Origin of the sequence: Vibrio agarivorans (assembly GCF_030409635.1) — a bacterium.
Taxonomy (GTDB): Bacteria; Pseudomonadota; Gammaproteobacteria; order Enterobacterales; family Vibrionaceae; genus Vibrio; species Vibrio agarivorans.
Window position 1 is genome coordinate 2,674,655 of the sequence record NZ_JAUFQF010000004.1, and the last position, 26,037, is coordinate 2,700,691.

The following is a 26,037-nucleotide window of genomic DNA, read 5'->3' on the forward strand; positions in this document are numbered from 1 at the left end:
CCTTACTGTGCATAGAGTTATCCTGTCAGTATGACCAAATTAACCCGCTATCGCCACCATAAGAGTGTATGGCTTGTTTTCTTATCTATTTGATTCTCCATGTCACCTTGAACATGCTAAACTCTACCCCATCTTTGGGGTGCTCCCCGTTCTATTTGTATCAAGAGAAAAAGCATGTCCTTCTCCAAACTAGGCCTTAGCCAACCGATTACTGACGCTATCAATGAACTTGGTTATACAAAACCAACCGTCATTCAAAATAAAGCGATTCCCGTCATTTTAGAGGGTGAAGACCTCATCGCTGCAGCGCAAACGGGTACTGGTAAAACCGCGAGCTTTGTTTTGCCTATTTTGGAAAAGCTTAAAGATACACAAACCCAGAAAAAGAAACGTATTCGCGCGCTGATCCTTGCACCGACTCGTGAACTCGCCATTCAGGTTGAATCAAAAGTCAGAGACTATGCTCAACATCTAGACCTAACTTCTCTTGCAATGTATGGCGGCGTTGACGAACAGGCGCAAAAACAAGCTCTTATCGAAGGTGTGGATATTCTCGTCGCGACACCAGGCCGCCTGCTCGATATGTATGGCAAGCGCGCGGTTTATTTCGAAGAAGTAGAAATTCTTGTACTTGATGAAGCAGACCGTATGTTGGATATGGGCTTTATCGACGACATCAACAAGATCCTTGACCGTTTACCTGTCGATATTCAGAACTTGCTCTTTTCCGCTACGCTGTCAAACAAAGTACGTGATCTCGCGAAAACCGCAGTACATGATCCATACGAAATCTCTATCGCTGCAAACGCGGCCTCGAAGAAAAACATCGAACAATGGCTGATCACCGTCGACAAAGATAAAAAATCTTCCCTTTTAAGCCACCTCATCAATGAAAACGATTGGGACCAAGCATTGATCTTTATCGAGACCAAGCACGGGGCCGCTAAACTTGCTTCGCAATTAGAGAAGCGAGGTATTGTTGCAGAAGCTTTCCACAGTGGTCGCAGCCAAGCGGTGCGTTCTCAACTACTTGCGGATTTTAAAGCGGGTAAAATCAAATATATGATTGCAACGGGCGTTGGTGCACGTGGTATTGATATCGAAGGTTTGAGCCGAGTAATTAACTACGACCTGCCTTTCCCTGCCGACGAATATGTCCACCGCATTGGTCGTACCGGTCGTGCAGATGCGCAAGGTGAAGCGATCTCATTTGTATCAAAAGATAATTTCAAGAATTTGTGTATGATTGAGAGCCGCTTGGGTCACTTGATTGAACGTCGCGAAGTGGAAGGTTTTGAACCGCGCAAACCTGTACCTATCTCAATTCTTAACTATGTGCCTAAACACAAACGAGTGAACAAGGAAGACTGATGGACGCACCAACCGAAATCACCTTTTTTGAGTTCCTGACGCCACTGATCACTGAAGGTAAAAAAACCATCACGATTCGTGATGAAGCAGAGTCTCACTATGTTCCGGGCACGGTGGTTGATGTCTACACGTTAAAATCAAAGGCGTATGTAGGCAAAATCAAAATAGAAGCCGTTGAACCACTTCATTTCGATGACATTGGTGAATTTCACGCAGAGCAAGAGCATATTCCTCTAGCGGAATTAAAAACGTTGATTCGTGATATTTATCCTAACATCGACAAACTATTTATGATCACCTTTAAACTCGTCTAAGCACTTATTTCTACTGTGGGCTTGAAATAAAGCCCACTATTTAGTCCCGTATCACTCTCCTAAAATACCTTAATCATTTCATAACCTTACACACATGTAGCGCCTGCAAAACCCACTTATTAACATTTGCGTTAATTTCCAATGACTTGTTTTTACACAATACATTCATTAACCTTAACATGACTTCATTGATATTTAAGGACAAATTATGAAATGGAAATTGGCGGCTTTAGCCGTGGCAACCACATTAAGTGCGCAAGCTTACGCACAAGATTGTGGCGAGGTCAGTATTGCCGATATGAACTGGAACTCGGCTAGCCTCATCGCTAACGTAGACCGCTTTATTCTTGAACACGGTTATGGATGTGACGCCGAACTTGTACCCGGTGACACCATGCCAACCGCCACCTCAATGATCGAGAAAGGCCAGCCAGACATTGCTCCAGAGCTTTGGACGAACTCTGTGAAAGAGGCGTTGGAGCAAGGTATCGCTGAAGGACGCCTAACTCGCGCAGGTGAATCCCTTGTTGAAGGGGGCGAAGAAGGCTTCTGGGTGCCTGCATACCTCGTCGAAAAGTATCCAGAATTAGCAACGGCTGAAGGGCTTAAGAAACACCCAGAGCTATTCAAACACCCAGAAAATCCAGATGTCGGTGGCCTGTATGGCTGTCCTGCGGGTTGGGGTTGCCAGATTTCGGTATCGAATCTATTTGACGCATTGGAAATGGATAAAGCAGGCTTCGAGCTGATCGATCCAGGCTCTGGTGCAGGTCTTTCCGGCTCTATTGCTAAGGCTTACGAGCGCGGTGAAGGTTGGGCGGGCTATTACTGGGCGCCAACGGCCATACTCGGTAAGTACGATATGGTTAAAGTCGACTTTGGTAGTGGTGTAGATGAAGAAGAGTTCTTGTCTTGCACGACGCAAGTTGACTGTAGCAACCCTAAAGTCACTATGTATCCTAAGTCACCAGTCAGTACCGTCGTTGCATCTGAATTCTCCAAGTCTAATCCAGATGTGATGGATTACCTGAGTAAACGAGGCTTCAAAAATGCGGATATGAACGCATTATTAGCGTGGATGGAAGACGAGCAAGCAGATGCCGAAGACGCAATGTTCCACTTCCTAGAGTCTCACCCTGAGATTTGGAAAACTTGGGTTTCAGAAGACGTGGCGAAGAAAATCTCCGCACAGCTTTAATTACCCCTCACGCCCAAGTACGGTGATTAACTGTACTTGGGCGTTGTAAATTTGTTACAGTAGTTGTTACAACAACTCATAAGGTTTTGAGTTGAATAACGTTGTTTAAGGATAGAACAATGGCTGACAGTAGTTGGTTGACGAGTTTTCCAGAGATGGAACGGTCAACTATGCGCACCATTAGAAAAACACTCGATGGTGCATATAAAGATTTTTCTCGCGAATACGGTGACTTGATTGAATCGATATTCGACCCCCTCCTCTCCTTCCTAATCTGGTTTGAAAAGCTTCTCCTCAGCACCCCATGGTGGCTAGTACTCATAGTCTGTACCGGATTGGTTTACGTCGCGAGTCGCTCGGTAAAATTGGCGGTAGCCTGTGTTATTTCACTCTTGTTGATTGGTTACTTTGGTATGTGGGAAGACACCATGCGTACCTTGAGTATTATTACCGTGTGTACACTTCTCGCCATCGTGCTAGGTATCCCTATCGGCATCGCGATGGCGCGCTCCAATCGAGTTCAGGCCTTTGTCACCCCCCTGCTTGATATTATGCAAACCATGCCTGCTTTCGTCTATTTGATCCCTGTGGTTATGCTACTTGGTATCGGTAAAGTCCCAGGACTGATTGCAGTGGTAATCTACGCTATCCCTCCTGTCATTCGTTTGACCAACCTCGGTATTCGTTTAGTTGATAAAGAGGTGATGGAAGCCGCTACAGCCTTCGGTGCGAGTAAGCGTCAGCGTTTGATGGGCGTTCAACTTCCCCTTGCGATGCCAACCATCATGGCGGGTATCAACCAAACCATTATGATGGCACTGTCTATGGTGGTCATTGCCTCGATGATCGGCGTAAAAGGTTTAGGGCAACCCGTTCTGAAGTCAATCACTAACCAATACTTCACACTAGGGCTACTCAACGGTTTCGCGATTGTTGCGATGGCAATCTTGATTGACCGAGCATCACAAGCCTATGCCAAACGCACGCAAGAGCACTTAGGGGATCACAAACATGACTAAGCCACTCATTAAAATCTCTGGCCTATATAAGGTGTTTGGTCCAAAGCCTGCGTCTGTTCTGCCTTTAGTAAAGCAAGGTCTAAGTAAAGACGATGTATTGGCTCAAACTGGTCATACTGTTGGCTTGAAAGACATCAATCTCGAGATCCACAAAGGTGAGATTTTCGTCATCATGGGCTTATCTGGCTCAGGTAAATCTACCCTTATCCGACACTTCAACCGCTTAATTGACCCAAGCGAAGGGCAAATTGATGTTGAAGGCTCAGATGTGATGCAGATGAACGCTAAAGAGCTTGAAGACTTTCGCAGACACAAAATGTCGATGGTATTCCAACGCTTTGGCCTCTTCCCTCATCGAAAAGTGCTTGATAACGTAGGCTATGGGCTCGAAGTTCAAGGCATGAAGAAGGAAGATCGTAATCAACATGCGAGAGAGTGGCTTGAGACGGTCGGATTGAAAGGCTATGAAGACCAATACCCTTCTCAACTCTCTGGAGGACAACAGCAGCGTGTCGGCCTCGCTCGAGCCCTGTGCACCAATGCTGAAATTCTGTTGATGGATGAAGCTTTCTCGGCACTTGATCCTTTGATTCGCAGTGAAATGCAAGATCAGCTTATCGAACTGCAAGAGAAGCTACACAAGACGATTGTCTTTATCACCCATGACCTTGATGAAGCACTGCGTTTAGGCGATCGTATCGCGATTCTGAAAGATGGTGAGTTGGTACAACAAGGTACTCCTGACGATATTCTTCTCAACCCAGCCGACGATTATGTCGAAGCGTTTGTCAAAGACGTTAACCGTGCTCGTGCGTTAACCGTTGAAACCGTCATGCAAAAGCCGGCTTTGCGTATCACTGCATTGACGATTGAAGACGCACTCAAACAGATGAAGATGAAAAAGCAAGACTACGGTTATCACGTTACCGACAACGAGTATCAAGGCCTGATCACGAAAGAGGGCTTAACCGAGGCTGCAGAGGACAATTCCATATCCGACATCATTGAGCCTGAGCTTTATGAAGACGTTCCAACTGTCTCTCCTGATCTCGCCATCGAAGAGGTGCTAACTGATTCAATGTCAAATGACTACTCATTGCCAGTGGTTGATGAAGAGGGTCATCTGCAGGGTGAGCTAGAAAGAGAGAAAGTGGCTGATATCTTTGCTGAAAAATCTAAGGCTGAGTCTAACGGTTAGTCGTTAGGCTATTGCAAGATCAACAAAGCCAAGCTAACGCTTGGCTTTTTCATGGACTAAGTAATCTTTAGAAGAATAAAATTATAATGGTTGAGCAAATCACCGTATCCAATTTAACCGACGTTACCCCCAAGTTTTCATCGCTGCAGCACGGTAGTAAGGTGACATCAACATATACAATCTAAAGACAAATGCTGGACTTAGCATCCAAACCATTGCTACAGCTAGATTTTGATTACTTAAGTAGCCCATTGTAACGCCAACAGTGACAGTTAACATAACAAACAGTAGCCCAGTACAAATTGAAATGGTTTGCGACTTTGACTCTAAACCACGCAAAAAATAAAATCTAAATAAACTCATCATTGGACATCCCCTTCCTTCAACTGACTTCATAGTTAGAATACCTATTTTCTGCCGAGAAATAACAAGGCTATATCAGCGATGGGAGCACTTAGGCAATAATGAAAGCCAGTTTCAAAAACCTCTTCCTATGTGACTAGAATCGCAAAATCCCCCACTGCTCTTCTATATACTTTCCATATTCACCCAGCATGCTTTATTTGTCATACTAAATGAGGATTGAGACTGTAAAAGTTGTGTTTATAAACAACTAAGCCGATTTTCTCTATAAAACACCTATTGTTTACTCTTTTCCTTGTGTTAACCAACATCTATGTCTGATTGACGGTTAACCTTACCTAACCTGCAATGCGATGCCGATAGCTTAACCTGCTGAACTGATGAATGACTGAAAGGGGCTTTCGCTTATATAGTTACCGTTTGTATTGTCCAGAAGCACATTCTCTCTGGGTTAGCGATCTATTTATCTGAAATAGGGTAATGAACACCTTTAATTATCTTGAAGGGTATTTAAACAAAATTACCATGGACGTATAAATAAAATAAACTCCGTAAATTAATTTTGGAAATGTTTTCTCAAGTTCAAATTCACCCAACTAACATTATTAAAAACCACCCAAAGCAGCACATTAAAAACCCGTGAACAGTAACTATTACACATTAAATATAACCAACATTACGATTAACATTTTCACTCAAACCTCAACTCACCCAAACCAAACGCAACAACATGATAATCAATCGATAGCATTTATAATTTTGGAGCAATCTCTCAAAAAGCCAACAATCAGTTCAAATGATGACCAATTATGTCATGCCCAAGCCATGTCAATGTCATCTAATTGTCACTTGTTGAGTTATTTGTGTTCGATTCCATCTCAAGATGTAACTAATGGTTTTATCTCAATTCATGGTGCCAATTTATTAATTACATTTATATTTTTTCGGTATATAAAATTCCGCGCAGATATTTACAATAACTATGGGAAATAATAATGAAAATCAAATTGCTTACAGCATTGGTTGGCTCGGCTTTATTAGCGGGTTGTAATTCTAGCTCTAGTTCTGACGCGCCAGAGGTATCAGTTAATACTCCGATTACGTTTACAACTACGTCAGGTATGAGTCTAAACCGTGAGAAGACTTGCGGCATACCTAACCTAGATGTTTTTCTACATGATGCTAACGGCAATCATGTTGATACTTTGGTAACTGATGACAATGGCTCAATCACTTTAGGCGATATTCCAGCGGGTCATTACTTTACTGCTGTTCCAACTCGCGCAGTAAACGAACTAGTATCATACCAAAAAGAACTAGTGCGTATGCCAACAACTATCGAAGTTGATGGTTACGTTACGGCCGGCGATTCTTGTGTTATCTCTGACATCGAAAACGACTCTTTCTATGTTCGCATTCGTAAGCCAGATAGCGTTGTGTTTGCTATGGGTGACGAACACATCCAATTTGCGGGCGATGATAGTTTTTTTGAAGATGTTTTAGTTTACGAAGTACGCTCAGACATTCCAGGCATTCTACTAGAGCTAAGTTATAACAAAGAAGATCGTAGTACTGGCTGGGGACCTGGTACTGATCTAGATAGTACTCTCAGCTTTGCTAAATTTGTAACTATTGAAGAACTAAAATCGCTATCTGATAATAACGAAATTCTATCTATCATCGAGTCTGATGTTGATATGCCACTAGACACTGTGATTGCGCTAAATGCATACAGTTCTTCTCCTGTGAATGTGGATAACTGGGAGTCATATGTTGGCGTTCACTACTTGATTGATGGTGAAGCTTACGACCACTTCTATCAAGAGGCCAAACCTGAAGCTGTTATTGATATCGCAAACTTCCCTTCAATTGAAGGCCAGTCATTTGTTGCATATTCTCAAAATGCTGAGCACAAAGGGCTAGGCTTTACTCACACAAGCCGTACAGTGGTTGAAGGTGGTAACACAGCTTTAACCACAATGGATCCAGACGCTTACCTAAAAGTTGGTCACCCAACTCAACCAGAGAACTTCACATTTGAGTTCAACGGATTCAATCCTGATCTACAGTTTGTATGGACTTTTTGGGATGACGGTGTTGAACATGCAATTTACTCAACAAATGTTGATTCAGTAACTATCCCTAACTTCTATAACCTAGGTAGCATCTCAGAGTACCAGTACATTCGATTCCATGAATACGATAGCGCTCACTCTAAGCTTGCGGGTTACTTGTTCGACTTTGAACCTGCATCAACCGCATCACAAAGTGATGTAAATGCAATTGTTGCTCTCGAAAATGCAAATAATCGTGAAATTATCGATAATGACCTAACACCTGAAATTCAAAACCCAGTATGTCATGATGATGAAGATAACATCGACCACCCTGACTTCTGTGTAAGCCCAGAGCACCCAATTGAAGTTCAACCAGAGCATCTACCTGAGTAATACTTAACGTATTAACTAATAGTAAAAGTCTAGTTTAAGCCCCATTTCTGGGGCTTTTTCGTTCTACCCAAGCACTCTCTCAATCTCATTCAAACTCGTAGGATCATCAATCGTAGACGGCACCGTATAATGCTCCCCATCCGCAATTTGACGAATGGTTCTACGTAGAATTTTTCCTGAACGTGTCTTTGGTAAACGCTCCACCACTAACGCATGTTTGAAGCAAGCAACAGCCCCAATTTCATCTCGCACTTTCCCCACTAACTGTCCCTCAAGCTCCTCTAGATCAACATCAACGCCATCTTTGAGCACCACAAAACCTAAAGGCAATTGACCTTTCAAATCATCATGTACACCGACTACTGCGCACTCTGCAATAGCAGGATGGCCGCCAACAATCTCTTCCATCTCTCCAGTCGAGAGCCTATGGCCTGCAACGTTAATCACATCGTCTATACGCCCCATGATGAACAGATACCCATCATCGTCTAGATACCCGCCATCACCTGAGACGTAGTATCCGGGGAACTGACTTAAATACCCTGATTCAAAACGGTCATGATTGCGCCACACCGTCGGTAAGCAGCTTGGTGGCAATGGGCGTTTTAATGCGACAAAGCCCTGTTGATTGGTGATTTGCGGCTCACCGACTTCATTTAGAATCTCAACCTGATAGCCCGGGATAGGTTTCGTGGCAGAACCTGCTTTGATTGGCATCTGCTCTATGCCTGTTGGGTTGCCTGCTATCGCCCAACCCGTTTCTGTTTGCCACCAATGGTCTATTACGGGTTTGTGAGTTTTGCTTTCAACCCACTCTAGGGTCGGTGGGTCGAGACGTTCGCCTGCCATGAAGATCGTTTTTAGATGGCTAAGGTCATATTGACTTAGACAATCACCGTTTGGATCTTCTTTTTTAATCGCTCTAAACGCGGTAGGCGCAGAGAACAGTACATTGACTTGGTATTGTTCACACACACGCCAGAATGCACCAGGATCGGGTGTGCGCACTGGCTTTCCTTCAAATAAAATCGTCGTGCAGCCATGAATTAGCGGCCCATAGACAATGTAGGAATGTCCCACAACCCAACCCACATCAGAGGCAGCCCAGTACACGCCATCTTGTGGCATGTTGTACAGTGCGCTCATTGAATATTTCATCGCGACCGCATGCCCGCCATTGTCTCTCACAACGCCTTTCGGCTTCCCTGTCGTGCCAGAGGTATAGAGAATATAAAGAGGGTCGGTCGATTTCACGGCAACGCATGGGTGAGCTTCAGCTAGCTCTATTGCGTCATGCCAATCAATGTCGCGCTCTTGATTGAGCTCTGCGATGCATTGGCCTCGTTGTAGCACCACTACATGTTCAGGCTTCCAACGGCTGTCCATTATTGCTTTATCCACCAGCGGCTTGTATGGAAGCACTTTATTGATTTCAATGCCACAAGACGCGGTCATCACCACTTTTGGCTCTGCATCTTCGATGCGTACCGCAAGCTCATTAGGAGCGAAACCACCAAACACGACTGAGTGAATCGCACCAAGCCTTGCACAAGCAAGCATCGCCATCGCCGCCTCTGGAATCATCGGCATGTAGATAACAACACGGTCACCTTTGACGACGCCTTGCTGTGCAAGCATGCCTGCTATTTTTGCTACTTGATCACGCAGTTCATTGTATGTGTATTGCTTCGCAGTGCCCGTTACGGGCGAGTCATATATCAGCGCGACTCGCTCTCCTCTCCCCTGTTCGCAATGGTAATCCAAGGCGATCCAAGCGGTGTTCAGCTCACCATCAGGAAACCAACGTTCGATGCCATTCTCATCGGTAGCTAGTGCCGTCTTTGGTGGCGTAAACCAATCAATATGTTGAGATTGGGTCAACCAAAACTGTTGTGGGTTACCTTTCGCCCAATTGTACTCTTGCTCGTATGCTGACATAACATTCCCTCTAGTGACGCTTTGCCTGTCCTAGGCATCACTGATTTCTATTTAACAATATCGGAGGGAATACGCACAAAGCCCTCCATGATGATACGCGCGCTGCGGCTCATACTCACTTTTTCCACTTGCCACCCTGCATCGGTGTTTGTTACATGAGCCCCTACCGTCAGCTTCCCGGAAGGGTGACCAAATGTGATCCCCTGCCTCTCACCACCACCTGCGGCGTGATTGACTAACGTCCCTGGAACACTTGCTGCTGAGGCGATTGCGACTGCGGCAGTCCCCATTATTGCATGGTGCAATTTGCCCATCGACAGCGCTCGAACGTTCAAATCTATCTCTTTGCTATTGATCTGTTTACCACTGGAAGTTTGATAAGGTTTAGCACGGCTAACAAACGCGACCTTAGGTGTATGTTGGCGCGTTTTCGCTTGCTCAATATCGCTCACTAATCCCATTTTGAGCGCGCCATACGCTCGGATAGTTTCAAACAGACTCAACGCTTCAATATCACTATTGATTGCCTCTTGCGGCTCAACACCCGTGTAACCAACAGATTCCGCATCAATGAAAACGGTAGGAATGCCAGCGGTGATTAGCGTGGCGTTAAGCGTGCCGATTCCGGGAAGCTCAAGGTCATCGATCAGGTTTCCGGTCGGAAACAAAGCCTCGTCTTCTCCCGTTGGACGAACAAAGTCCACTTTGATTTCTGCTGCTGGGAATGTCACCCCATCCAGTTCAAAATCCCCGAGCTCTTGCACTTCACCATTTTGTATCGGCACTTCCACCACCAAGGTCTTGCCTATATTGGCTTGCCAAATTCGCACTGACACGACACCGTTGTGGGGAATACGTTCAGGAGGGATAAAGCCAGAATGTAATGCGAACGGGCCAACGGCGGCGGATAAGTTACCGCAATTGCCACTCCAATCGACAAAGGCTTTGTCTATCGACACTTGTCCAAATAGATAATCCACATCATGATCAGGCTTCGCACTCTTACTCACAATCACAGCTTTACTAGTACTGGAGGTTGCGCCTCCCATGCCATCAATTTGTTTGCCATAGGAATCTGGGCTTCCAATCACACGCAGCAACAAATCATCCCGACTTTGCCCTGCTGTCTGTGCGATCTCTGGTAAATCCTCTAACCGAAAGAACACGCCTTTGCTTGTTCCGCCCCGCATATAGGTTGCTGCAACACGAATTTGTTTATCCATAACCATCGTTTGCTCCTTTAAGCGAGAAAATCTTGCGCAAAGCGCTGTAACACGCCACCGGCTTGATACACCTTGACTTCATCTTGCGTATCGAGGCGACATTTGACGGCGATATCCAGCTTTTCACCGTTGGCTCTGGTAATGATTAACGCCAGATTGGTGCCCGGTGTGATCTCACCAACAACGTCGTAGAGCTCACTCCCGTCCAGTTGTAGTGTTTTGCGTGTCACCCCTCCTGTAAACTCAAGCGGTAAAACCCCCATACCGACCAAGTTGGTTCGATGGATACGTTCAAAGCCTTCGGCAACTATCGCCTCAACACCCGCAAGTCTCACCCCTTTTGCAGCCCAATCACGTGATGAACCTTGGCCGTAATCGGCTCCTGCCACCACAATTAAAGGCTGTTTTCGGTGCATGTAGCTTTCTATTGCTTCCCACATGCGAACCACTTCGCCATCGGGTTCAACTCGAGCTAATGAGCCTTGCTTGACTTGACCGTTTTCTTGCACCATTTCATTGAGAAGCTTTGGGTTAGCAAACGTCGCTCTTTGCGCTGTTAAGTGGTCGCCGCGATGTGTAGCATAAGAGTTAAAGTCCGCTTCATCTAATCCCATTTTGGCTAGGTATTCACCCGCTGCGCTGCTAGATAAAATGGCATTAGAAGGGGAAAGGTGATCAGTTGTGATGTTGTCACCAAGTACAGCAAGCGGTCGCATGCCTTTTAGCGTTCTAGGTGCTGCTAGTGCCCCCTCCCAATACGGCGGCCTGCGAATATAAGTACTTTTTGGTCGCCAGTCGTAGAGTGGACTTTCAGCACATTCTCCTTGTTCCAATTTGAACATCTGGATATACACCTGATTGAACTGTTCAGGCTTCACAAACTCCCCCACAACTGCATCAATCTCTTCATCGCTTGGCCACAGGTCATTAAGATAAATAGCGTTACCTTGCTGGTCATAACCTAATGCGTCACGCTCAATATCAAAACGGATGGAACCTGCGAGTGCGTAAGCCACTACAAGTGGCGGCGAAGCGAGAAATGCCTGTTTCGCATACGGATGAATACGACCATCAAAGTTGCGATTACCCGAAAGCACTGCGGTGGTATAGAGATCTCTCCTGGTGATCTCGTCTTGAATCTCTGGATCAAGCGCACCACTCATGCCGTTACAGGTCGTGCACGCATAGGCAACAATGCCAAAACCCAAGGCTTCCATCTCTTCAAGCAAACCCGCTTGATCTAAATACAACTTGGCAACTTTAGAGCCTGGCGCAAATGACGACTTCACCCATGGCTTGCGAGCCAGCCCCAACTGATTGGCTTTTTTCGCTAGCAAGCCTGCCGCCACTACATTACGCGGATTACTGGTATTGGTGCAGGAAGTAATGGCAGCAATGATCACTGCCCCATCAGGCAACTCACCTTCGGTTTGTTGATAATTCGCCGCGATACCGCGCTCCGCAAGCTCTGATGTTGGCAATCGACGGTGTGGGTTTGACGGGCCAGCCATATTGCGTGTCACAGTAGATAAATCAAACTGTAAAACACGCTCGTACTCGACTTCGCTCAAATCGTCTGCCCATAAGCCTATTGTTTTGGCATACAGCTCAACCAACTCAACTTGCTGCTCTTCACGCCCGGTCAGTTTAAGGTATTGAAGGGTTTGCTGATCTATCGCAAACATCCCCGCCGTTGCCCCATATTCGGGTGTCATGTTTGAAATCGTGGCGCGATCGCCGATGGTGAGTGTGTTCGTACCCTCGCCGAAAAATTCGAGATAACACGATACCACTTTCGCATCACGCAAAAATTCAGTCAGTGCGAGTACAATATCGGTTGCGGTGATCCCCGCTTGTCGCTCTCCTATCAGCTCCACACCCACAATATCAGGCAGACGCATCATCGAGGGACGACCAAGCATCACCGTTTCCGCTTCTAGGCCACCAACGCCGATGGCCAGCACACCAAGAGAATCTACATGAGGGGTATGACTATCTGTACCAACACACGTATCAGGATAAGCAATCCCATCTTTTGTCTGTACAACTGGCGACATCTTTTCAAGGTTTATCTGGTGCATAATGCCATTACCAGCAGGCACCACACTGACATTTTCAAATGCGGTTTTGCACCACTCAATAAAGTGAAAACGGTCTTCGTTTCTTCGCTCTTCAATCGCGCGGTTTTTATTAAACGCATCCGGCTCAAAGCCTGCGTGCTCCACCGCCAATGAGTGATCAACAATAAGTTGCGTTTCAACAACAGGGTTCACTTGTGCAGGATCCCCTCCTTGTTCGGCAATCGCATCACGCAGTCCGGCCAAATCGACCAACGCAGTTTGTCCGAGAATGTCATGGCAGACAACGCGGGCTGGGTACCAAGGGAAATCACGATCTTTTTTTCGGTCGATTAATTGCATTAAGCAAGCATCAAGCTCTTCTGGATTACAGCGCCTGACTAGCTGCTCCGCGAGAATGCGAGAGGTATAAGGCAATGTCTTATAACTGCCCGGGGTTAGTTGATTCACCGCCTCACGTACATCGAAATAGTCGTAATTTGTTCCAGTCAGTGGTTTTCGGTATTTTGTGTTATTCATCTTTGGCGTCCTTTCCTCGCTATGCGCGATCCTCTATAGGAACCCAATCTTGATGTTCTGGGCCGGTATAATCTGCGCTAGGGCGGATTATGCGGTTATTTTCTCTCTGCTCAAAGACGTGTGCCGCCCAGCCGGTTAGACGACTCATGACAAATATCGGGGTGAAGAGTTTGGTAGGAATATCCATAAAGTGATAGGCAGAAGCATGGAAAAAATCGGCATTGCAGAACAGTCCCTTTTCTCGCTTCATCACCGACTCAACGCGCTCTGAAACCGAATATAGGTGCGTGTCTCCCACCGTTTGCGACAGTTCCTTTGACCAACGCTTAATCAGGGCATTTCGCGGATCGCTCTCTCGATAAATGGCATGGCCAAAGCCCATTATTTTGTCTTTGTTGGCCAGCATTCGCATGATATTCGCTTCGGCTTCGTCAGGAGTTTGCCAATCCTCAATCATCTCCATCGCGGCTTCATTCGCCCCACCATGCAGCGGCCCTCTCAGAGTACCGATTGCTGCCGTTACACAGGAATGTATATCCGATAGCGTTGAAGCACACACGCGAGCGGCAAAAGTAGAGGCATTAAACTCATGCTCAGCGTATAAGATCAGGGAGCAGTGCATGACCTGTTTGTGCAGTTCACTTGGAGCGCTGTCCGTCAGCATTTTCAAAAAGTAACCACCAATGCAATCTTCTGACTTATCTTCAGTATCCACTCGCACGCCGTCGTGGCTGAAGCGATACCAATAGCAAATAATCGCGGGAAACAACGCCAACATACGCTCTGTGGCTGAAAGCTGTTGTGAGAAGTCATGCTCTTGCTCTAAGTTACCCAGCATCGAGCAGCCTGTTCTCATCACGTCCATTGGATGTGCATCCGCTGGAACAAGCTCTAACGCCTCTTTAAGCTGCTTCGGTAAACCTCTCAAGCTCAATAAATGGGTTTTGTATTCATCGAGCTCCGCACTATTAGGTAGATGACCACGCAACAATAAAAACGCCACCTCCTCAAACTGCGCATAATTAGCAAGATCGGTAATGTCATAACCTCGATAGGTTAAGCCTGTTCCTGTTTTTCCGACTGTACATAATGCGGTGCTTCCAGCGCTTTGGCCACGTAAGCCTGCGCCACCAATGTCCTGATGTGGCATGTTGAACTCCTTTTAAACCTGACTGGATACTCTTTTGGCATCACTTATTTCAGGTGTTCACGTTATTGGATTAGGTAATCAGTTTTCTTGGGCTTCGATTAATGCTATTGCTCGCTTTTAAATAGTTGGTCTAACTTGTCTTCGTAAGAGTGGTAATCGAGGTGTTGATAGAGCGCTTTGCGTGTTTGCATCTGTTCAAGTAACGCTTCTTGATTGCCTACCGAGATCAAATGCTGATACACGTTCTCTGCGGCCTCATTCATGGCACGAAACGCCGTTAACGGATATAGCACCATATCGACACTCGACTCTGCCAACTCGTCACAACCATATAGTGGTGTCTGACCAAACTCAGTAATATTGGCTAGGATTGGTACATGCTTTCCTATCGCTTGCTTCAATCCATCTGAAAACTGTTGATACTGTGATAGCTCAGTCATCGCCTCTGGAAAGATCATATCAGCGCCTGCTTCAACACAGGCAATTGCACGCTCTAACGCACTATCAAACCCCTCAACCGCAAGTGCGTCTGTACGTGCCATGATGACAAAGCCTTCATCATTTCTTGCATCAACCGCCGCTTTCACTCGATCGACCATTTCAGATTGTGAAACGATGGCTTTGTTTGGTCGGTGACCACAACGTTTCTGTGCAACCTGATCTTCCAAATGCACTGCCGCCGCGCCGGCTTTTTCCATCGCTTTTATGGTGCGACTGATATTAAATGCTCCCCCAAAACCGGTATCGATATCCACCAGCAATGGCAGATCACAAGCATTACTCACGCGTTCTACATCAACCAAAACATCATTTAACGTAGTGATACCTAAATCGGGTAGCCCATAAGAGGCGTTAGCAATCCCACCACCGGATAGATAGATGGCCTGATGACCAATGTTCTTTGCCATCATGGCGCAGTAGGGATTAATCGTTCCGACAATTTGTAATGGATGATTCTGTTCTACGGCGAGTCTAAATTTCGCGCCTTGTGAGAGTCCCATAGCTAGTTTCCTTGCTGTATTGGTGATTCAGAGGTGTGTTCTATGTTTTGTTCAATCAGTTTTCTGCTACCGGAGATGTGCCTTCTCATTAGCATTTCCGCCAACTCTTCATCTCGATTTTGTATCGCTTGCAATATAAATTTGTGTTCAGCTAATGCTTCATTCGGGCGTGAGTCTGCCCTTGGGGACTGATATCGATACATGCGTAAAAGGTGATAGAGCTCATCACACAACAAGGCAATGAGCTTGCTATTGCGGCTCGCTTGAATGATGCGATAGTGGAAATCGAAGTCGCCTTGCTGGTGAAAATAGGAAGCGCCCTCCACTTCGTCAATATGGCTAGCATGCTTTGACAACAGCACTTCCAAACCTAGCAGTTCTTCTTGCGATATATTGCGCGCCGCTAGACGCGCAGCCATGCCCTCTAGAGACTCCCGTACCGTATATAGCTCTAACAGGTTTTCTGCCGACAGTGTAATAACGCGTGCGCCAATATTGGGTGTGCGCTCGATCAGTCCAAGGCCTTCAAGACGCATAATCGCTTCTCTCAAAGGCCCTCGGCTCACCTGGTATTGTTTGGCAAGTTCGGGCTCGGAGATTTTACTACCCGAAGGGATAACGCCACTGACAATCGATTCGATCAAATTCTCTGTCAGGCTTTCTGATTTCGTATGCTCTTTCTCTCTCAGAGCTGGTGATTTCACCTCAAGGTGACTGCTGATACTGTTCACAACCTAAACGTCCAATCTGTCTACAATTCATATCAATGAACAAAAAATAGACGATCAATCTGTCAACAATCAAGTAAACTGTCGACAATTTAGACTAAGGTATGAATCTGGTAGGTGAAAATCGGGAAGAAATAAGACTAAAGCAAAGACAATGGTTAGCTATTGTTCGGTTGGGGTGATGCCTTGATCAATCTGACCAATCGAGTACAACACCAGTTCAGGGGGGTTATCGCCCTCACCCAATGAGTGAATATCTTCACCTTGTTTTTTCAGGGTATCGATTATCGCCAGTGCCTGATCTTGCGCGACATTGATGATAATGGGTATTTCTGATGCTGATACTCCATAACGAGTTGCAATCAGTAACTCTTTAACTTTATCCGTGTTGGATTTCTTAGTGTCGCCTTCGCTTTTGTGAGCTTTACCCTTATGGAATAGAGACATAATCTCAGTCACTTGCTCTTAATCAATTATCTTGTTCAAGCATAGCCCGACAACTGTCACTCTGCCTTCAATCATCACTCTCGAGCACATTTTTCCCACAACACATACATGTAGGATCAAGGTCTGGAGGCATAACAATGATGAAACCACAGTGAGGGCACAAATCACCCTGTTGGAGCACGCAAAGCCTAGTCATCAACATCTGTAAGATTCCAATTTAAATTTACAGAACACCATGCCATATAAAGTTAAAAATAGACCAATACTCATGTGGGTATTGGTTAGGTAGTTAAGCGGGCTGCTCTGTCATCGTTGTCGCTTGGTTGATACCTTGACGTAAATTGTCGACAATCTGGAATTGAACTCCGGATTTCGATTCGACTTTTTCTACTGTCAGCTGCCCTTTGAAACCAAGTCTTGATAAACGTGCACACAGTTCATTCGGTGCTAGCTCAAAAACACAGTTTAAGAATGGAAACAGCTCACTCGACACCACGCCTTCTTTATTGCACTGTGACATTGCATCTTCTAATAGGTCGCTGTCAGTAAACTCGATGACTTCTAAGATTTGCTCTAGCAACATGGGTTCTTCATTCCAATTGAAAATATTCACTGAAGCGAATACTACCCTATTCTCATGCTAAGGTGAATTTATTACTCTTTTCTAAACATTAACTTACAAGCAACGCGCAAGTTTATGATATACCATCCCAAAGCTTATCAGCGAGGCAAATACATCGCTTTAACGGCATCACGTAGCCAACGAATTTTGGGGTTGTAAACATAAGGTCTACTGATTCTTCTCGTTCATCACAAAACGGGTTCTTACCTGCTTTAAACCGAGTTTATCAATCGACATTTCACTAACAGAACGCTCTAACTCTTTACCATTAAAGTAATAAGGCTGGAGTGAAGCATCACTGTTATCCGGCAAGGCGTAATAGAGTGTTGCAGGCTGCTGATACCACGCCTGCGCACTAAGATAGCCAACCAAAGCATGTTCAAATTGATGATACCCATTCCCCCAATGAAACTGCTTAACCGATTTAGGCATCAAACCGACACCGCCATACTGCTGGTCTACCCAATACTGTTGAAAACTGGTAGTCGTAAAGAATAGCTGTTTAACCAGTGCCGGATCCAACTGCTGCCCTTGTTTCATCGCTAAGGTCATGAGCGCTTGGTCAAGCTCTGCCCACTGCCAGGAGAACGCGCCATAGCTGTATGGCTTACTCTGCCAAGAGTAGATTTCATCAAAAGGAATAGATTGATATTCAGCATCACTTAAAACACCGATAAGGTTCGTTTTTGGATAACTAAACGCCGCACGCTCTAGTGTTTTCTCCATACCTGTTTCAGCGAAGCGCTGCCACTTTGGATTATCGAGTGCTTGCCCAACAAGATAAGTCATCCAGTAGGCTTTGATGGTATGACCAAAATCGTTATGTTTGGCGTTAATTTTCATCATCGCGGGATGATGAATCGCCCCATAGAATCGCCACTCTTCATCGTCGTGATAAAGCGCGATCATCTGCTTGGTCAACCACACCAAGTCGTCACGCCATTTTTTCTGATATGGCTCAGGCAATAAAGGCATCACGAGCAGCATATGCACCTTAGGCTCTGATTGGTGGTATGTCTTGATCAATAACTCAATTGATTGCATTTGATTGTTAGTTGCTTGAGTTGCAAAATCTACATTGCTAGTTGACGAACACCCTAATAGGCCTGTCATCATCAAAGCGATGACTGAATGTCGGAACGTCATTGGTGCTATCTCTCACACAAGTAAGTACGAAGTTTACATGTACGATAAAGACTCCTAGGTTAAGAGAGGGTTAACCCAGCCCACTTCTGATGAACATTTAGGGAATTGCGCTCAAGTAGAACTCATTTAGTTTTTCATGCCATCATTCAAGAATTAGACTTGTGTAATTAATACGACTTCATCTATTTAAAATCATAATAGAAGGTATCACGCTATTTTCAGCGGGTTTTCTGTACGCTTGCCCCATACCTCTTTGGAGAATAAACGCATGAAACACCCTGATAAAATGATAAAAACAGCACTGGCTGCCACCGTTGCATCGGCAGCCGCGCTGGCTTCTACCCCAGCACTCGCCAAACAGCCTAACATCGTGGCTATCATGGTAGATGATGTTGCACCAATGGATATTTCAGCCTATCACCGTGGCCTTGGGGCAATCAAAACACCCAACATCGATCGAATCGCCGAGCGCGGTGTTATGATCAGTGACTATTACGCACAAAGCAGTTCGACTGCAGGCCGTGCTGCCTTCATTACTGGTCAATACCCATTTCGCAGTGGCTTAACGTCTGTGGGTCAACCCGGGTCAAAACTTGGGCTCAAGAAAGAGACTCCGACACTGGCTGAGCTGCTCAAACAGAAAGGTTACGCTACTGTTCATGTGGGTAAATCTCACCTAGGTGACAACAACAGCCATCTACCTACGGTTCACGGCTTCGATGAATACTACGGTTTCTTGTATCACCTTAACGTGATGGAGATGCCAGAACAGCCTGAATTCCCAAAAGATCCGAATTTCACTGGCGTGCCGCGCAATGTCATTCACTCTCTCGCAACTCAGCAACATGATAAAACCGTTGACCCTCGTTTTGGCGAAGTCGGTAAACAGAAAATCACGGACCAAGGCAAGCTGGGCAAAGAGCGCATGAAACGGATCGATGAGGAGTTCTTAACCTTCGCAACAGACTGGCTTGAAACCCATAAAAACATGAATGGCGATCAGCCTTACTTCATGTGGTACAACCCCTCACGAATGCACACTATCACGCACGTGAGCCGTGAATATGAAGGGGCGAGTCAAACATCTACCTATTACGATGCCTTAAAGCAACTTGATGATCAGGTTGGCATTTTGATTAATAAACTTGAGTCAATGGGTGAACTGGATAATACCATTTTGATGTTTACATCAGATAATGGAGTGAACACTGATCACTGGCCAGATGCGGGAGCAGCCTCTTTCCGTGGACAAAAAGGAACCACATGGGATGGTGGTTTCCGTGTACCAATGCTCGTGAGCTGGCCTGAACAGCTCCCACAAGGCACCTATGTCGATGGCATGATGTCAGCAGAAGACTGGTTGCCAACGATCATGGCGGCAACGGGTGAAAATGACATTAAACAGCGTCTGCTGAATGGTCATAATATTGAGGGCACAGAACGAGTCGCACACCTTGATGGCTACAACCAAATGGACATGTTGCAAAACGATGGCCCAAGTCAGCGCCAAGAGTTCTTCTTCTACAACGAAGGAGACTTGAATGCTGTTCGTGTCAACGAATGGAAAGTACACCTAAAAACCAAGACAACCTGGACTGAACCCGCCAAAGCATGGCCATTCGGTGTCTTGGTCAACATAAAAGCTGACCCTTATGAACGCACGCCAGAAACTCCTGGGTGGTATCACTGGATGAAGCAAAAATCTTGGGTATTGCCGTATTTCTATCAGGCGATCAATAAATATCAAAAATCGCTTGAAGCATACCCACCCGCACAGAAAGGCACGGGTGTCGGTATGGGTAACGACACCATCGAGTAAAACTGTCGCGAGTCATTACTCTCTCCTTGCACGCCACAAATGAGTGGCGTGCTTTTTTAATTTCTATATTGAGGACAAAATCATGACTTCCTCTGTCCCTTACAGCCTGTCTATTAAACCCGTTGGGTCTAAATGCAATCTTGATTGTAGTTACTGCTATTACCTCAACCACAACTCTGGGTGTGGTGATCCTATGTCTGATGAACAACTCAAACTAGTGATTAAGAATCACATAGACTCGCAACCGAAACACAGCAAAAACGTCGATTTTATCTGGCATGGTGGCGAGCCTTTACTCCGTGGTCGAGCGTTTTTTCAAAATGTCGTGCTTTCTCAAAAGCAACAAGCAGGAACAAAACGCATAGTTAACACCATTCAAACTAACGGTACGCTTATCAACGAATCATGGGCAGCCTTCTTTAAGCAGCATAATTTTATGGTCGGCATTAGCTTAGATGGCCCGAATCTACTCAATGATATGGCACGAATCGATCTCAAAGGGCAATCAAGCTTTGAGAGAACAATGCGTGGTTTAACCCATCTAAAGCAAGCACAAGTCGAATTCAACACGCTAACGGTTGTCAACAATCGTACTTTTCGTCACGGAGTGCACATATACCGTTTTTTGCGTGATAACGGCAGCCAGTATCTTCAATTTCAACCCTGCATAGACCATGAACTTGATCGTCGTTCACGTTTTGATTGGTCGTTATCGGGTGAACAATGGGGAGAGTTTTTATGTGATGTATTTGACGAGTGGTGTAAAAACGATATTGGGAAGGTTTACGTTCAGTTCTTTGAAAATTGCTTGCTCATATTAATGGGACATGCCAGTCAAATGTGCCATCACGCACCAACTTGTGGTCAGCAATTAATGATGGAAGCCAATGGCAGTGTCTATAGCTGTGACCACTATGGTTATGACAGTCATAAGCTAGGCAACGGTATGCAAACAAGCCTCGAATCACTGGTCAATAACCAACAGCAGATTAATTTTGGCCAGGCAAAACAACAAGAACTCAACACCACCTGTCAGCAGTGTGACTTCCTTCTACTCTGCCAAGGTGGGTGCCCCAAAAATCGCACAGAGATAACCGAAGAAGGTCAATCAATGAACCGGCTTTGTACGGGGTATCAAGTATTTTTCCGTTACGCTCTTCCACGCTTACTCAAAATGGTCGATGCTATGAATAATGGCTATGGCCCGCAATATTACGCGCTATTTTAATCGCTCTATTTTTGAACGTTCTTTTTAACAACCCTAGTGCTCGGAATTCTTATGACTAAAGATTACAACCTACTCAAGCTACTCGTCACCCTCTATGAAACGAGACAAACAGTGGCAACCGCACGCAAGCTCAATATCAGCCAGCCAACCGTGAGTGTGATGTTAAAAAAGTTGAGAGAACAATTCTCTGATGAACTTTTCGTGCGTCACAATAATCTCTTAGAGCCGACACAAAAATGTACGTCGTTGGTCAGTAAAATCCCTACCCTGCTCGACCAGCTTGATGCACTATATACCGATGAAACTTGGTCTATTGATAATCAGCGTGGCGAAGTAACGCTTTATTTTCCCACGACACTGATGGCACCAATCGCTGCGCCACTTGTGGCGAAACTGACTCAGTTAGCGCCGGAGATGACGGTCACTTGCCATCCATGGAACGACCATAGTTTAAACTCGTTAGAACAGACTCGAAACGCGTGGGGAGTGGGTTACTTACCTATGGACACAAATAAGAATGTCTCTGAGAAGCCACTACCCGATGACCAGTTCATTCTTGTTACCAGAAAAGATCATCCATTGAGTGACAATTCATTAAGTAACGTACTCACCTACCCCATCTGCGTAAGTGTAATACCTGGGTATATCGAAGCCTCTAAAGTTGAGATGTTGATTAAGAAATACAAAATTGAAAAAAGTGTTAGTGTCCGCTCGAGTGATACCAGTATGATGATCGAGCTAATCCGCCAAAGCGATACCGTAGGTGTGATGTCAATTAAGAATATGCAGTTGCTTCAAGATACGTTCAAAACTTACCCTCTCCCCTCTGAGCTCTACCAAGACACCTTCCGCCGTCAATGCTCACTATTTTGCCACCTAAGAGATCGACACCACCCATTCACACTTTGGCTTTATAGTGAAGTCGAACAGCTAATGACTCAGACCAGTTCGGCAGCCAAGCCTATACTTAACTCGTAAATCAATGATCATTGTCGATGTACGCACGTAAGGAAGCACATGAGAAATATTCTTGGATACATGGGACTGATTCCCTACATCGCACTCCCTGCTGCGGTCTTGCTTCTAAATGATATGGAACGCGGGCTAGCGATATACGCCTACTTTGCCTACAGCGCGGGCATTGCGATCTTTATGTCAGGAGCAATTTGGGGGCGTGTCATCGAAAATAACGGTGAGAATAACACCGCACTTTTAATGTCGAACCTCATCACATTGTTTGTGATTGCTCTGAGCACAATAAGTTTTCATAACTTTACCGTTATTACCATCGGACTCATTCTCGCTCACACGTTTAATTGGTTTTTCGAGCCTAAGGACAATGAAGCCTATCTCACACTAAGAAAAACCCTCACTGCGACGGTTTTGATTTCTCACCTTATCATGGTTGGTATTTTATACTCATCGAACCTTTGACGTTCGAAAAGCGACATCGGCACAAAGCTAAACGCCATCTATGTGCCCCTTCCCGGTGAGTTGATTTAATACCTGGCTAGCTCGCTCTCTGAAAAAGTCTCGCAGCAAACGAACGGTAGGTGTGATGGACTGACGACTCGGACATACTAACCAAAGCTCTGTCGGTGTCGGTTTGTACTCGGGCATCACATTGATGATTCGCCCTTGAAGTAAGTCATCTGCCATATCTAAGCATGACTTAATCGCGAACCCTTGCCCCGATACACACCAACGCCTAACCAAATCACCATCGTTTGACGCTCTGTTTCCTTTTAGTTTGACTTTGTGACTTTCACCATGGTGATCAAAGCGCCACTCGTCTTGAACGATATCTTGCAGTTGATAAAACAATCCGTTGTGTTGCTTGAGTTCATCTAACGTTGAAGGTGTTCCGTTTTTATCTAGATATGCATGAGAGGCACACAGCAACCTTGGTACATCACAAATTTTGAAACCATACATGCTTGCATCGTTGGGTGAACCATAGCGCAGAGCCATATCGACTGCATCACGATAAAAATCTATATTGCTATCACTGATATTGCTTCTTAACGCCACCTCCGGCCTTTCAGCAAGAAAGTCATCTAACCAAGGCGTAACAACATTTCGACCCAGATCCGAAGAAAGCGCGATACGAACCTCTCCACCCAATACATCCATATCTTCCTGAACGTTTTGTTTCGCGCTGTCGAGCAACTGAAGAGCTTGCTCGCACTGTGGTAAATATCGCTCTCCTGCTGGAGATAACCTAAGCTGCCTTGTGGTACGAACAAACAACTCCACACCAAGAGCGGATTCCACTCGCTTTATCGCCGCACTCGCCGTTGCCATACGCATATCTAAACTGTTCGCCGCTGCGGTAATACTGCGAAACTCCGCGACTTTCAACACCACTACAAGGTCATTCAAGAGCATACTTTCAACCCAAATTTGAGAATATATCAATTACTATAGCGTTTTTCTTTAACACGACAAGGATTAAACTCCTCATCATCACATAGCAAATGTCGAGTTATTCAGTATGTCCCAACTTCATTTTCAACAAGGCCCTATTCGCCCGCCCTCAGAAGCAAACAGCTTGTTAATTAGAACAACGCAAGGCTGTCCGTGGAACAAATGCAGTTTCTGCACACTGTTTAAGGGAATGGAGTTCTCAATACGCCCTATTGAAGAAATCAAAAACGACATCTGGGCAGCAAAAGCCTTCTACAAAGGTCGTAAATTCGAATCGTGCTTTTTGCAAGATGGCGATTCATTTGCGATGGAAACGTCTGACCTAATAGAGGTTTTGAACACGCTTAAACAAGCCTTTCCAGATTTAAAACAGATTAGCTCGTACGGCCGTGCGCAAACAATGACGAAAAAGTCAGCGCAAGAGATGAAAGCGATCTGCGACGCTGGGTTAAACATGCTCTATTGCGGTATGGAATCTGGCTCTATCGATGTACTGAAAAAAATGAAAAAAGGCATCACGCCAAAGTCTATCCTTAAGTCGGCAAAACACGCTAAGCAAGCTGGCATGAAGATGATGACGTTCATCATTTTAGGTCTCGGCGGTAAAGAGTTGTCACAAGAGCATGTAACCGAGACGGCCAATCTACTCAATCAAATTGACCCCGAGGAAATTCGCCTGCTGTCACTTGCCGTGAAACAAGGCACCGAACTCGATGACATGGTTAAGTCTGGCCGGTTTACACCGCTGAATGAACAAGAGATGGTTCTCGAACAAAGAGCCTTGATTGAGCAGCTTAACGGTATCAGTAGCCGATATGGTAACTTTCATTCGATTAATCTTTTGATGGAAATCAATGGTGTCTTACCGCAAGACAAGGCACGTTTTTTGTCGACCATTGATGATTTCCTATCTCTACCCGTTGAAAAACAATACAATTTTATTCTCGGGCGCCGAATTCACTATTACACTGAATTATCAGATATGAACAATCAGCTTTATTTCGATACGGTACAAAACGAGCTCGCTAAAACAGATATGTCGAACCCTGTTGTGTTAGACGACGTCTTCTATCAACTTCGCCAACGCATGATTTAAGGAAACACCTATGTTTGATTTAACCCAATGGAACATCATCAATAATAACAATGAGCTTTGGTCTATCAAAGAAGATGTATTGCGAGTGCAAATTGCAGAGGGAAACATGTGGGGGCTGGGCAGTGATACCAAAGACAATCTGTTCCTTCACCCGATCAGTGCGAGCGAATACTCTGTGCAGGTTAAGGTTGAGCTTACCCCTCAGCGAACTTTTGAGCAGGCGGGCATTGGCGTGTTCTGGAACAAAGACAACTACATTAAGATCAGTAAGGAGATGTTTAATGGTGAACTGTCTTTGGTATTTGTCACAGAAGAGAATGGTTTGCCTCGAGTTAACCAGTTAATTAGATACAGCGACACTGCTGTCGCCTTCAAACTGGATGTCACCGCAACGCACGTCATTGCAAGCTATAAAGCACTAAATGAAGAGAGCTGGGTTGTGGTCGGAAGCACGCCTCGATTAGCTGGTAATGAGCAAGGTGTCATGCTGTATACGTTTAGTGGAAACAGATTACAGCCCAACACCGCTGCTTTTTATGATTTTGAACTGACACGCTCATAGCATATTGCAAATCACTGTTGCATTTTGAAACAGCAGAAGCATGACTATATAAAACCATACACACATCATTTCGGTAAGTCATTGAATATAATAAACACGCATAGTTGGCATGCAGATTGTATTGTTAGTTATGACCTATG

23 protein-coding genes are annotated in these 26,037 nt (G+C 45.3%); 12 read left to right on the forward strand and 11 right to left on the reverse strand.

From position 1 onward, the window contains the following. Positions 1 to 174: 174 nt before the first annotated feature. The 5 genes from QWZ05_RS20810 to QWZ05_RS20830 all read left to right on the forward strand — a co-directional run bounded on the left by QWZ05_RS20810 (position 175) and on the right by QWZ05_RS20830 (position 5,100). Positions 175 to 1,371: a DEAD/DEAH box helicase gene (locus tag QWZ05_RS20810; protein WP_290300455.1), complete on the forward strand. Its 1,197-nt coding sequence runs from the start codon at positions 175 to 177 to the stop codon at positions 1,369 to 1,371. Further along, on the forward strand, positions 1,371 to 1,685 hold the full coding sequence (gene yqfB, locus QWZ05_RS20815) for a N(4)-acetylcytidine aminohydrolase (protein ID WP_390216287.1): 315 nt from the start codon (positions 1,371 to 1,373) through the stop codon (positions 1,683 to 1,685). The genes QWZ05_RS20810 and yqfB overlap by 1 nt, the downstream gene beginning before the upstream one ends. Before the next feature lie 208 nt (positions 1,686 to 1,893). Further along, a complete protein-coding gene (locus QWZ05_RS20820; protein WP_264875424.1) occupies positions 1,894 to 2,883 on the forward strand; it encodes an ABC transporter substrate-binding protein in 990 nt (329 codons plus the stop codon). A gap of 119 nt (positions 2,884 to 3,002) precedes the next feature. Further along, positions 3,003 to 3,902 (forward strand): ABC transporter permease, encoded by a 900-nt coding sequence (locus QWZ05_RS20825; protein ID WP_264875423.1) that lies wholly within the window; start codon positions 3,003 to 3,005, stop codon positions 3,900 to 3,902. Continuing rightward, a complete protein-coding gene (locus QWZ05_RS20830; RefSeq protein WP_264875422.1) occupies positions 3,895 to 5,100 on the forward strand; it encodes a quaternary amine ABC transporter ATP-binding protein in 1,206 nt (401 codons plus the stop codon). The genes QWZ05_RS20825 and QWZ05_RS20830 overlap by 8 nt, the downstream gene beginning before the upstream one ends. A gap of 123 nt (positions 5,101 to 5,223) precedes the next feature. Here QWZ05_RS20830 and QWZ05_RS20835 read toward each other — a convergent pair whose 3' ends face one another. Continuing rightward, the gene (locus QWZ05_RS20835; protein ID WP_290300456.1) at positions 5,224 to 5,466 is read right to left on the reverse strand and encodes a hypothetical protein; all 243 of its coding nucleotides are present in this window, start codon (positions 5,464 to 5,466) and stop codon (positions 5,224 to 5,226) included. A 992-nt stretch (positions 5,467 to 6,458) separates the two neighbouring features. On the opposite strand from QWZ05_RS20835, the gene QWZ05_RS20840 reads away from it, so the two are divergent. Then, positions 6,459 to 7,913, forward strand: a complete 1,455-nt coding sequence (locus QWZ05_RS20840; protein ID WP_290300458.1) for a hypothetical protein — start codon at positions 6,459 to 6,461, stop codon at positions 7,911 to 7,913. 63 nt (positions 7,914 to 7,976) lie between these two features. Here QWZ05_RS20840 and QWZ05_RS20845 read toward each other — a convergent pair whose 3' ends face one another. From QWZ05_RS20845 to QWZ05_RS20885, 9 genes are all read right to left on the reverse strand, one after another. Then, positions 7,977 to 9,851 carry a propionyl-CoA synthetase gene (locus QWZ05_RS20845; RefSeq protein WP_290300460.1) on the reverse strand — a complete coding sequence of 625 codons (1,875 nt, stop codon included), beginning with the start codon at positions 9,849 to 9,851 and terminating at the stop codon, positions 7,977 to 7,979. A 47-nt stretch (positions 9,852 to 9,898) separates the two neighbouring features. Continuing rightward, positions 9,899 to 11,074, reverse strand: coding sequence for a 2-methylaconitate cis-trans isomerase PrpF (gene prpF / locus QWZ05_RS20850; RefSeq protein WP_290300462.1), 1,176 nt, complete (start codon positions 11,072 to 11,074; stop codon positions 9,899 to 9,901). Positions 11,075 to 11,091: 17 nt separating this feature from the next. After that, a complete protein-coding gene (acnD, locus tag QWZ05_RS20855; RefSeq protein ID WP_290300464.1) occupies positions 11,092 to 13,671 on the reverse strand; it encodes a Fe/S-dependent 2-methylisocitrate dehydratase AcnD in 2,580 nt (859 codons plus the stop codon). 19 nt (positions 13,672 to 13,690) lie between these two features. Further along, positions 13,691 to 14,821, reverse strand: a complete 1,131-nt coding sequence (gene prpC / locus QWZ05_RS20860) for a bifunctional 2-methylcitrate synthase/citrate synthase (RefSeq protein WP_290300466.1) — start codon at positions 14,819 to 14,821, stop codon at positions 13,691 to 13,693. A gap of 104 nt (positions 14,822 to 14,925) precedes the next feature. Continuing rightward, positions 14,926 to 15,822, reverse strand: a complete 897-nt coding sequence (prpB, locus tag QWZ05_RS20865; protein ID WP_264875416.1) for a methylisocitrate lyase — start codon at positions 15,820 to 15,822, stop codon at positions 14,926 to 14,928. A 2-nt stretch (positions 15,823 to 15,824) separates the two neighbouring features. Further along, a complete protein-coding gene (locus QWZ05_RS20870; RefSeq protein WP_290300853.1) occupies positions 15,825 to 16,544 on the reverse strand; it encodes a GntR family transcriptional regulator in 720 nt (239 codons plus the stop codon). A 168-nt stretch (positions 16,545 to 16,712) separates the two neighbouring features. Further along, positions 16,713 to 16,997: a hypothetical protein gene (locus tag QWZ05_RS20875; protein WP_290300468.1), complete on the reverse strand. Its 285-nt coding sequence runs from the start codon at positions 16,995 to 16,997 to the stop codon at positions 16,713 to 16,715. Between the two features lie 289 nt (positions 16,998 to 17,286). After that, positions 17,287 to 17,580 (reverse strand): hypothetical protein, encoded by a 294-nt coding sequence (locus QWZ05_RS20880; protein WP_264875414.1) that lies wholly within the window; start codon positions 17,578 to 17,580, stop codon positions 17,287 to 17,289. 207 nt (positions 17,581 to 17,787) lie between these two features. Beyond that, a complete protein-coding gene (locus QWZ05_RS20885) occupies positions 17,788 to 18,765 on the reverse strand; it encodes a hypothetical protein (RefSeq protein WP_290300471.1) in 978 nt (325 codons plus the stop codon). A 268-nt stretch (positions 18,766 to 19,033) separates the two neighbouring features. Here QWZ05_RS20885 and QWZ05_RS20890 point away from each other — a divergent pair, with 268 nt between their 5' ends. From QWZ05_RS20890 to QWZ05_RS20905, 4 genes are all read left to right on the forward strand, one after another. Beyond that, entirely contained in the window at positions 19,034 to 20,584 is a 1,551-nt protein-coding gene (locus QWZ05_RS20890) for a sulfatase-like hydrolase/transferase (protein ID WP_290300474.1), read from the forward strand. An 82-nt stretch (positions 20,585 to 20,666) separates the two neighbouring features. Beyond that, positions 20,667 to 21,812: an anaerobic sulfatase maturase gene (locus tag QWZ05_RS20895; protein ID WP_290300475.1), complete on the forward strand. Its 1,146-nt coding sequence runs from the start codon at positions 20,667 to 20,669 to the stop codon at positions 21,810 to 21,812. A gap of 51 nt (positions 21,813 to 21,863) precedes the next feature. Continuing rightward, positions 21,864 to 22,790, forward strand: a complete 927-nt coding sequence (locus QWZ05_RS20900) for a LysR family transcriptional regulator (protein ID WP_264875410.1) — start codon at positions 21,864 to 21,866, stop codon at positions 22,788 to 22,790. Between the two features lie 39 nt (positions 22,791 to 22,829). After that, positions 22,830 to 23,246 carry a DUF3429 domain-containing protein gene (locus QWZ05_RS20905; protein ID WP_290300478.1) on the forward strand — a complete coding sequence of 139 codons (417 nt, stop codon included), beginning with the start codon at positions 22,830 to 22,832 and terminating at the stop codon, positions 23,244 to 23,246. Between the two features lie 27 nt (positions 23,247 to 23,273). Here QWZ05_RS20905 and QWZ05_RS20910 read toward each other — a convergent pair whose 3' ends face one another. Then, positions 23,274 to 24,200, reverse strand: a complete 927-nt coding sequence (locus tag QWZ05_RS20910) for a LysR family transcriptional regulator (protein WP_290300480.1) — start codon at positions 24,198 to 24,200, stop codon at positions 23,274 to 23,276. A gap of 106 nt (positions 24,201 to 24,306) precedes the next feature. Here QWZ05_RS20910 and QWZ05_RS20915 point away from each other — a divergent pair, with 106 nt between their 5' ends. Further along, the gene (locus QWZ05_RS20915; protein WP_290300481.1) at positions 24,307 to 25,335 is read left to right on the forward strand and encodes a B12-binding domain-containing radical SAM protein; all 1,029 of its coding nucleotides are present in this window, start codon (positions 24,307 to 24,309) and stop codon (positions 25,333 to 25,335) included. A 10-nt stretch (positions 25,336 to 25,345) separates the two neighbouring features. Further along, entirely contained in the window at positions 25,346 to 25,897 is a 552-nt protein-coding gene (locus tag QWZ05_RS20920; RefSeq protein WP_290300483.1) for a beta-xylosidase family glycoside hydrolase, read from the forward strand. Positions 25,898 to 26,037: the final 140 nt, after the last annotated feature.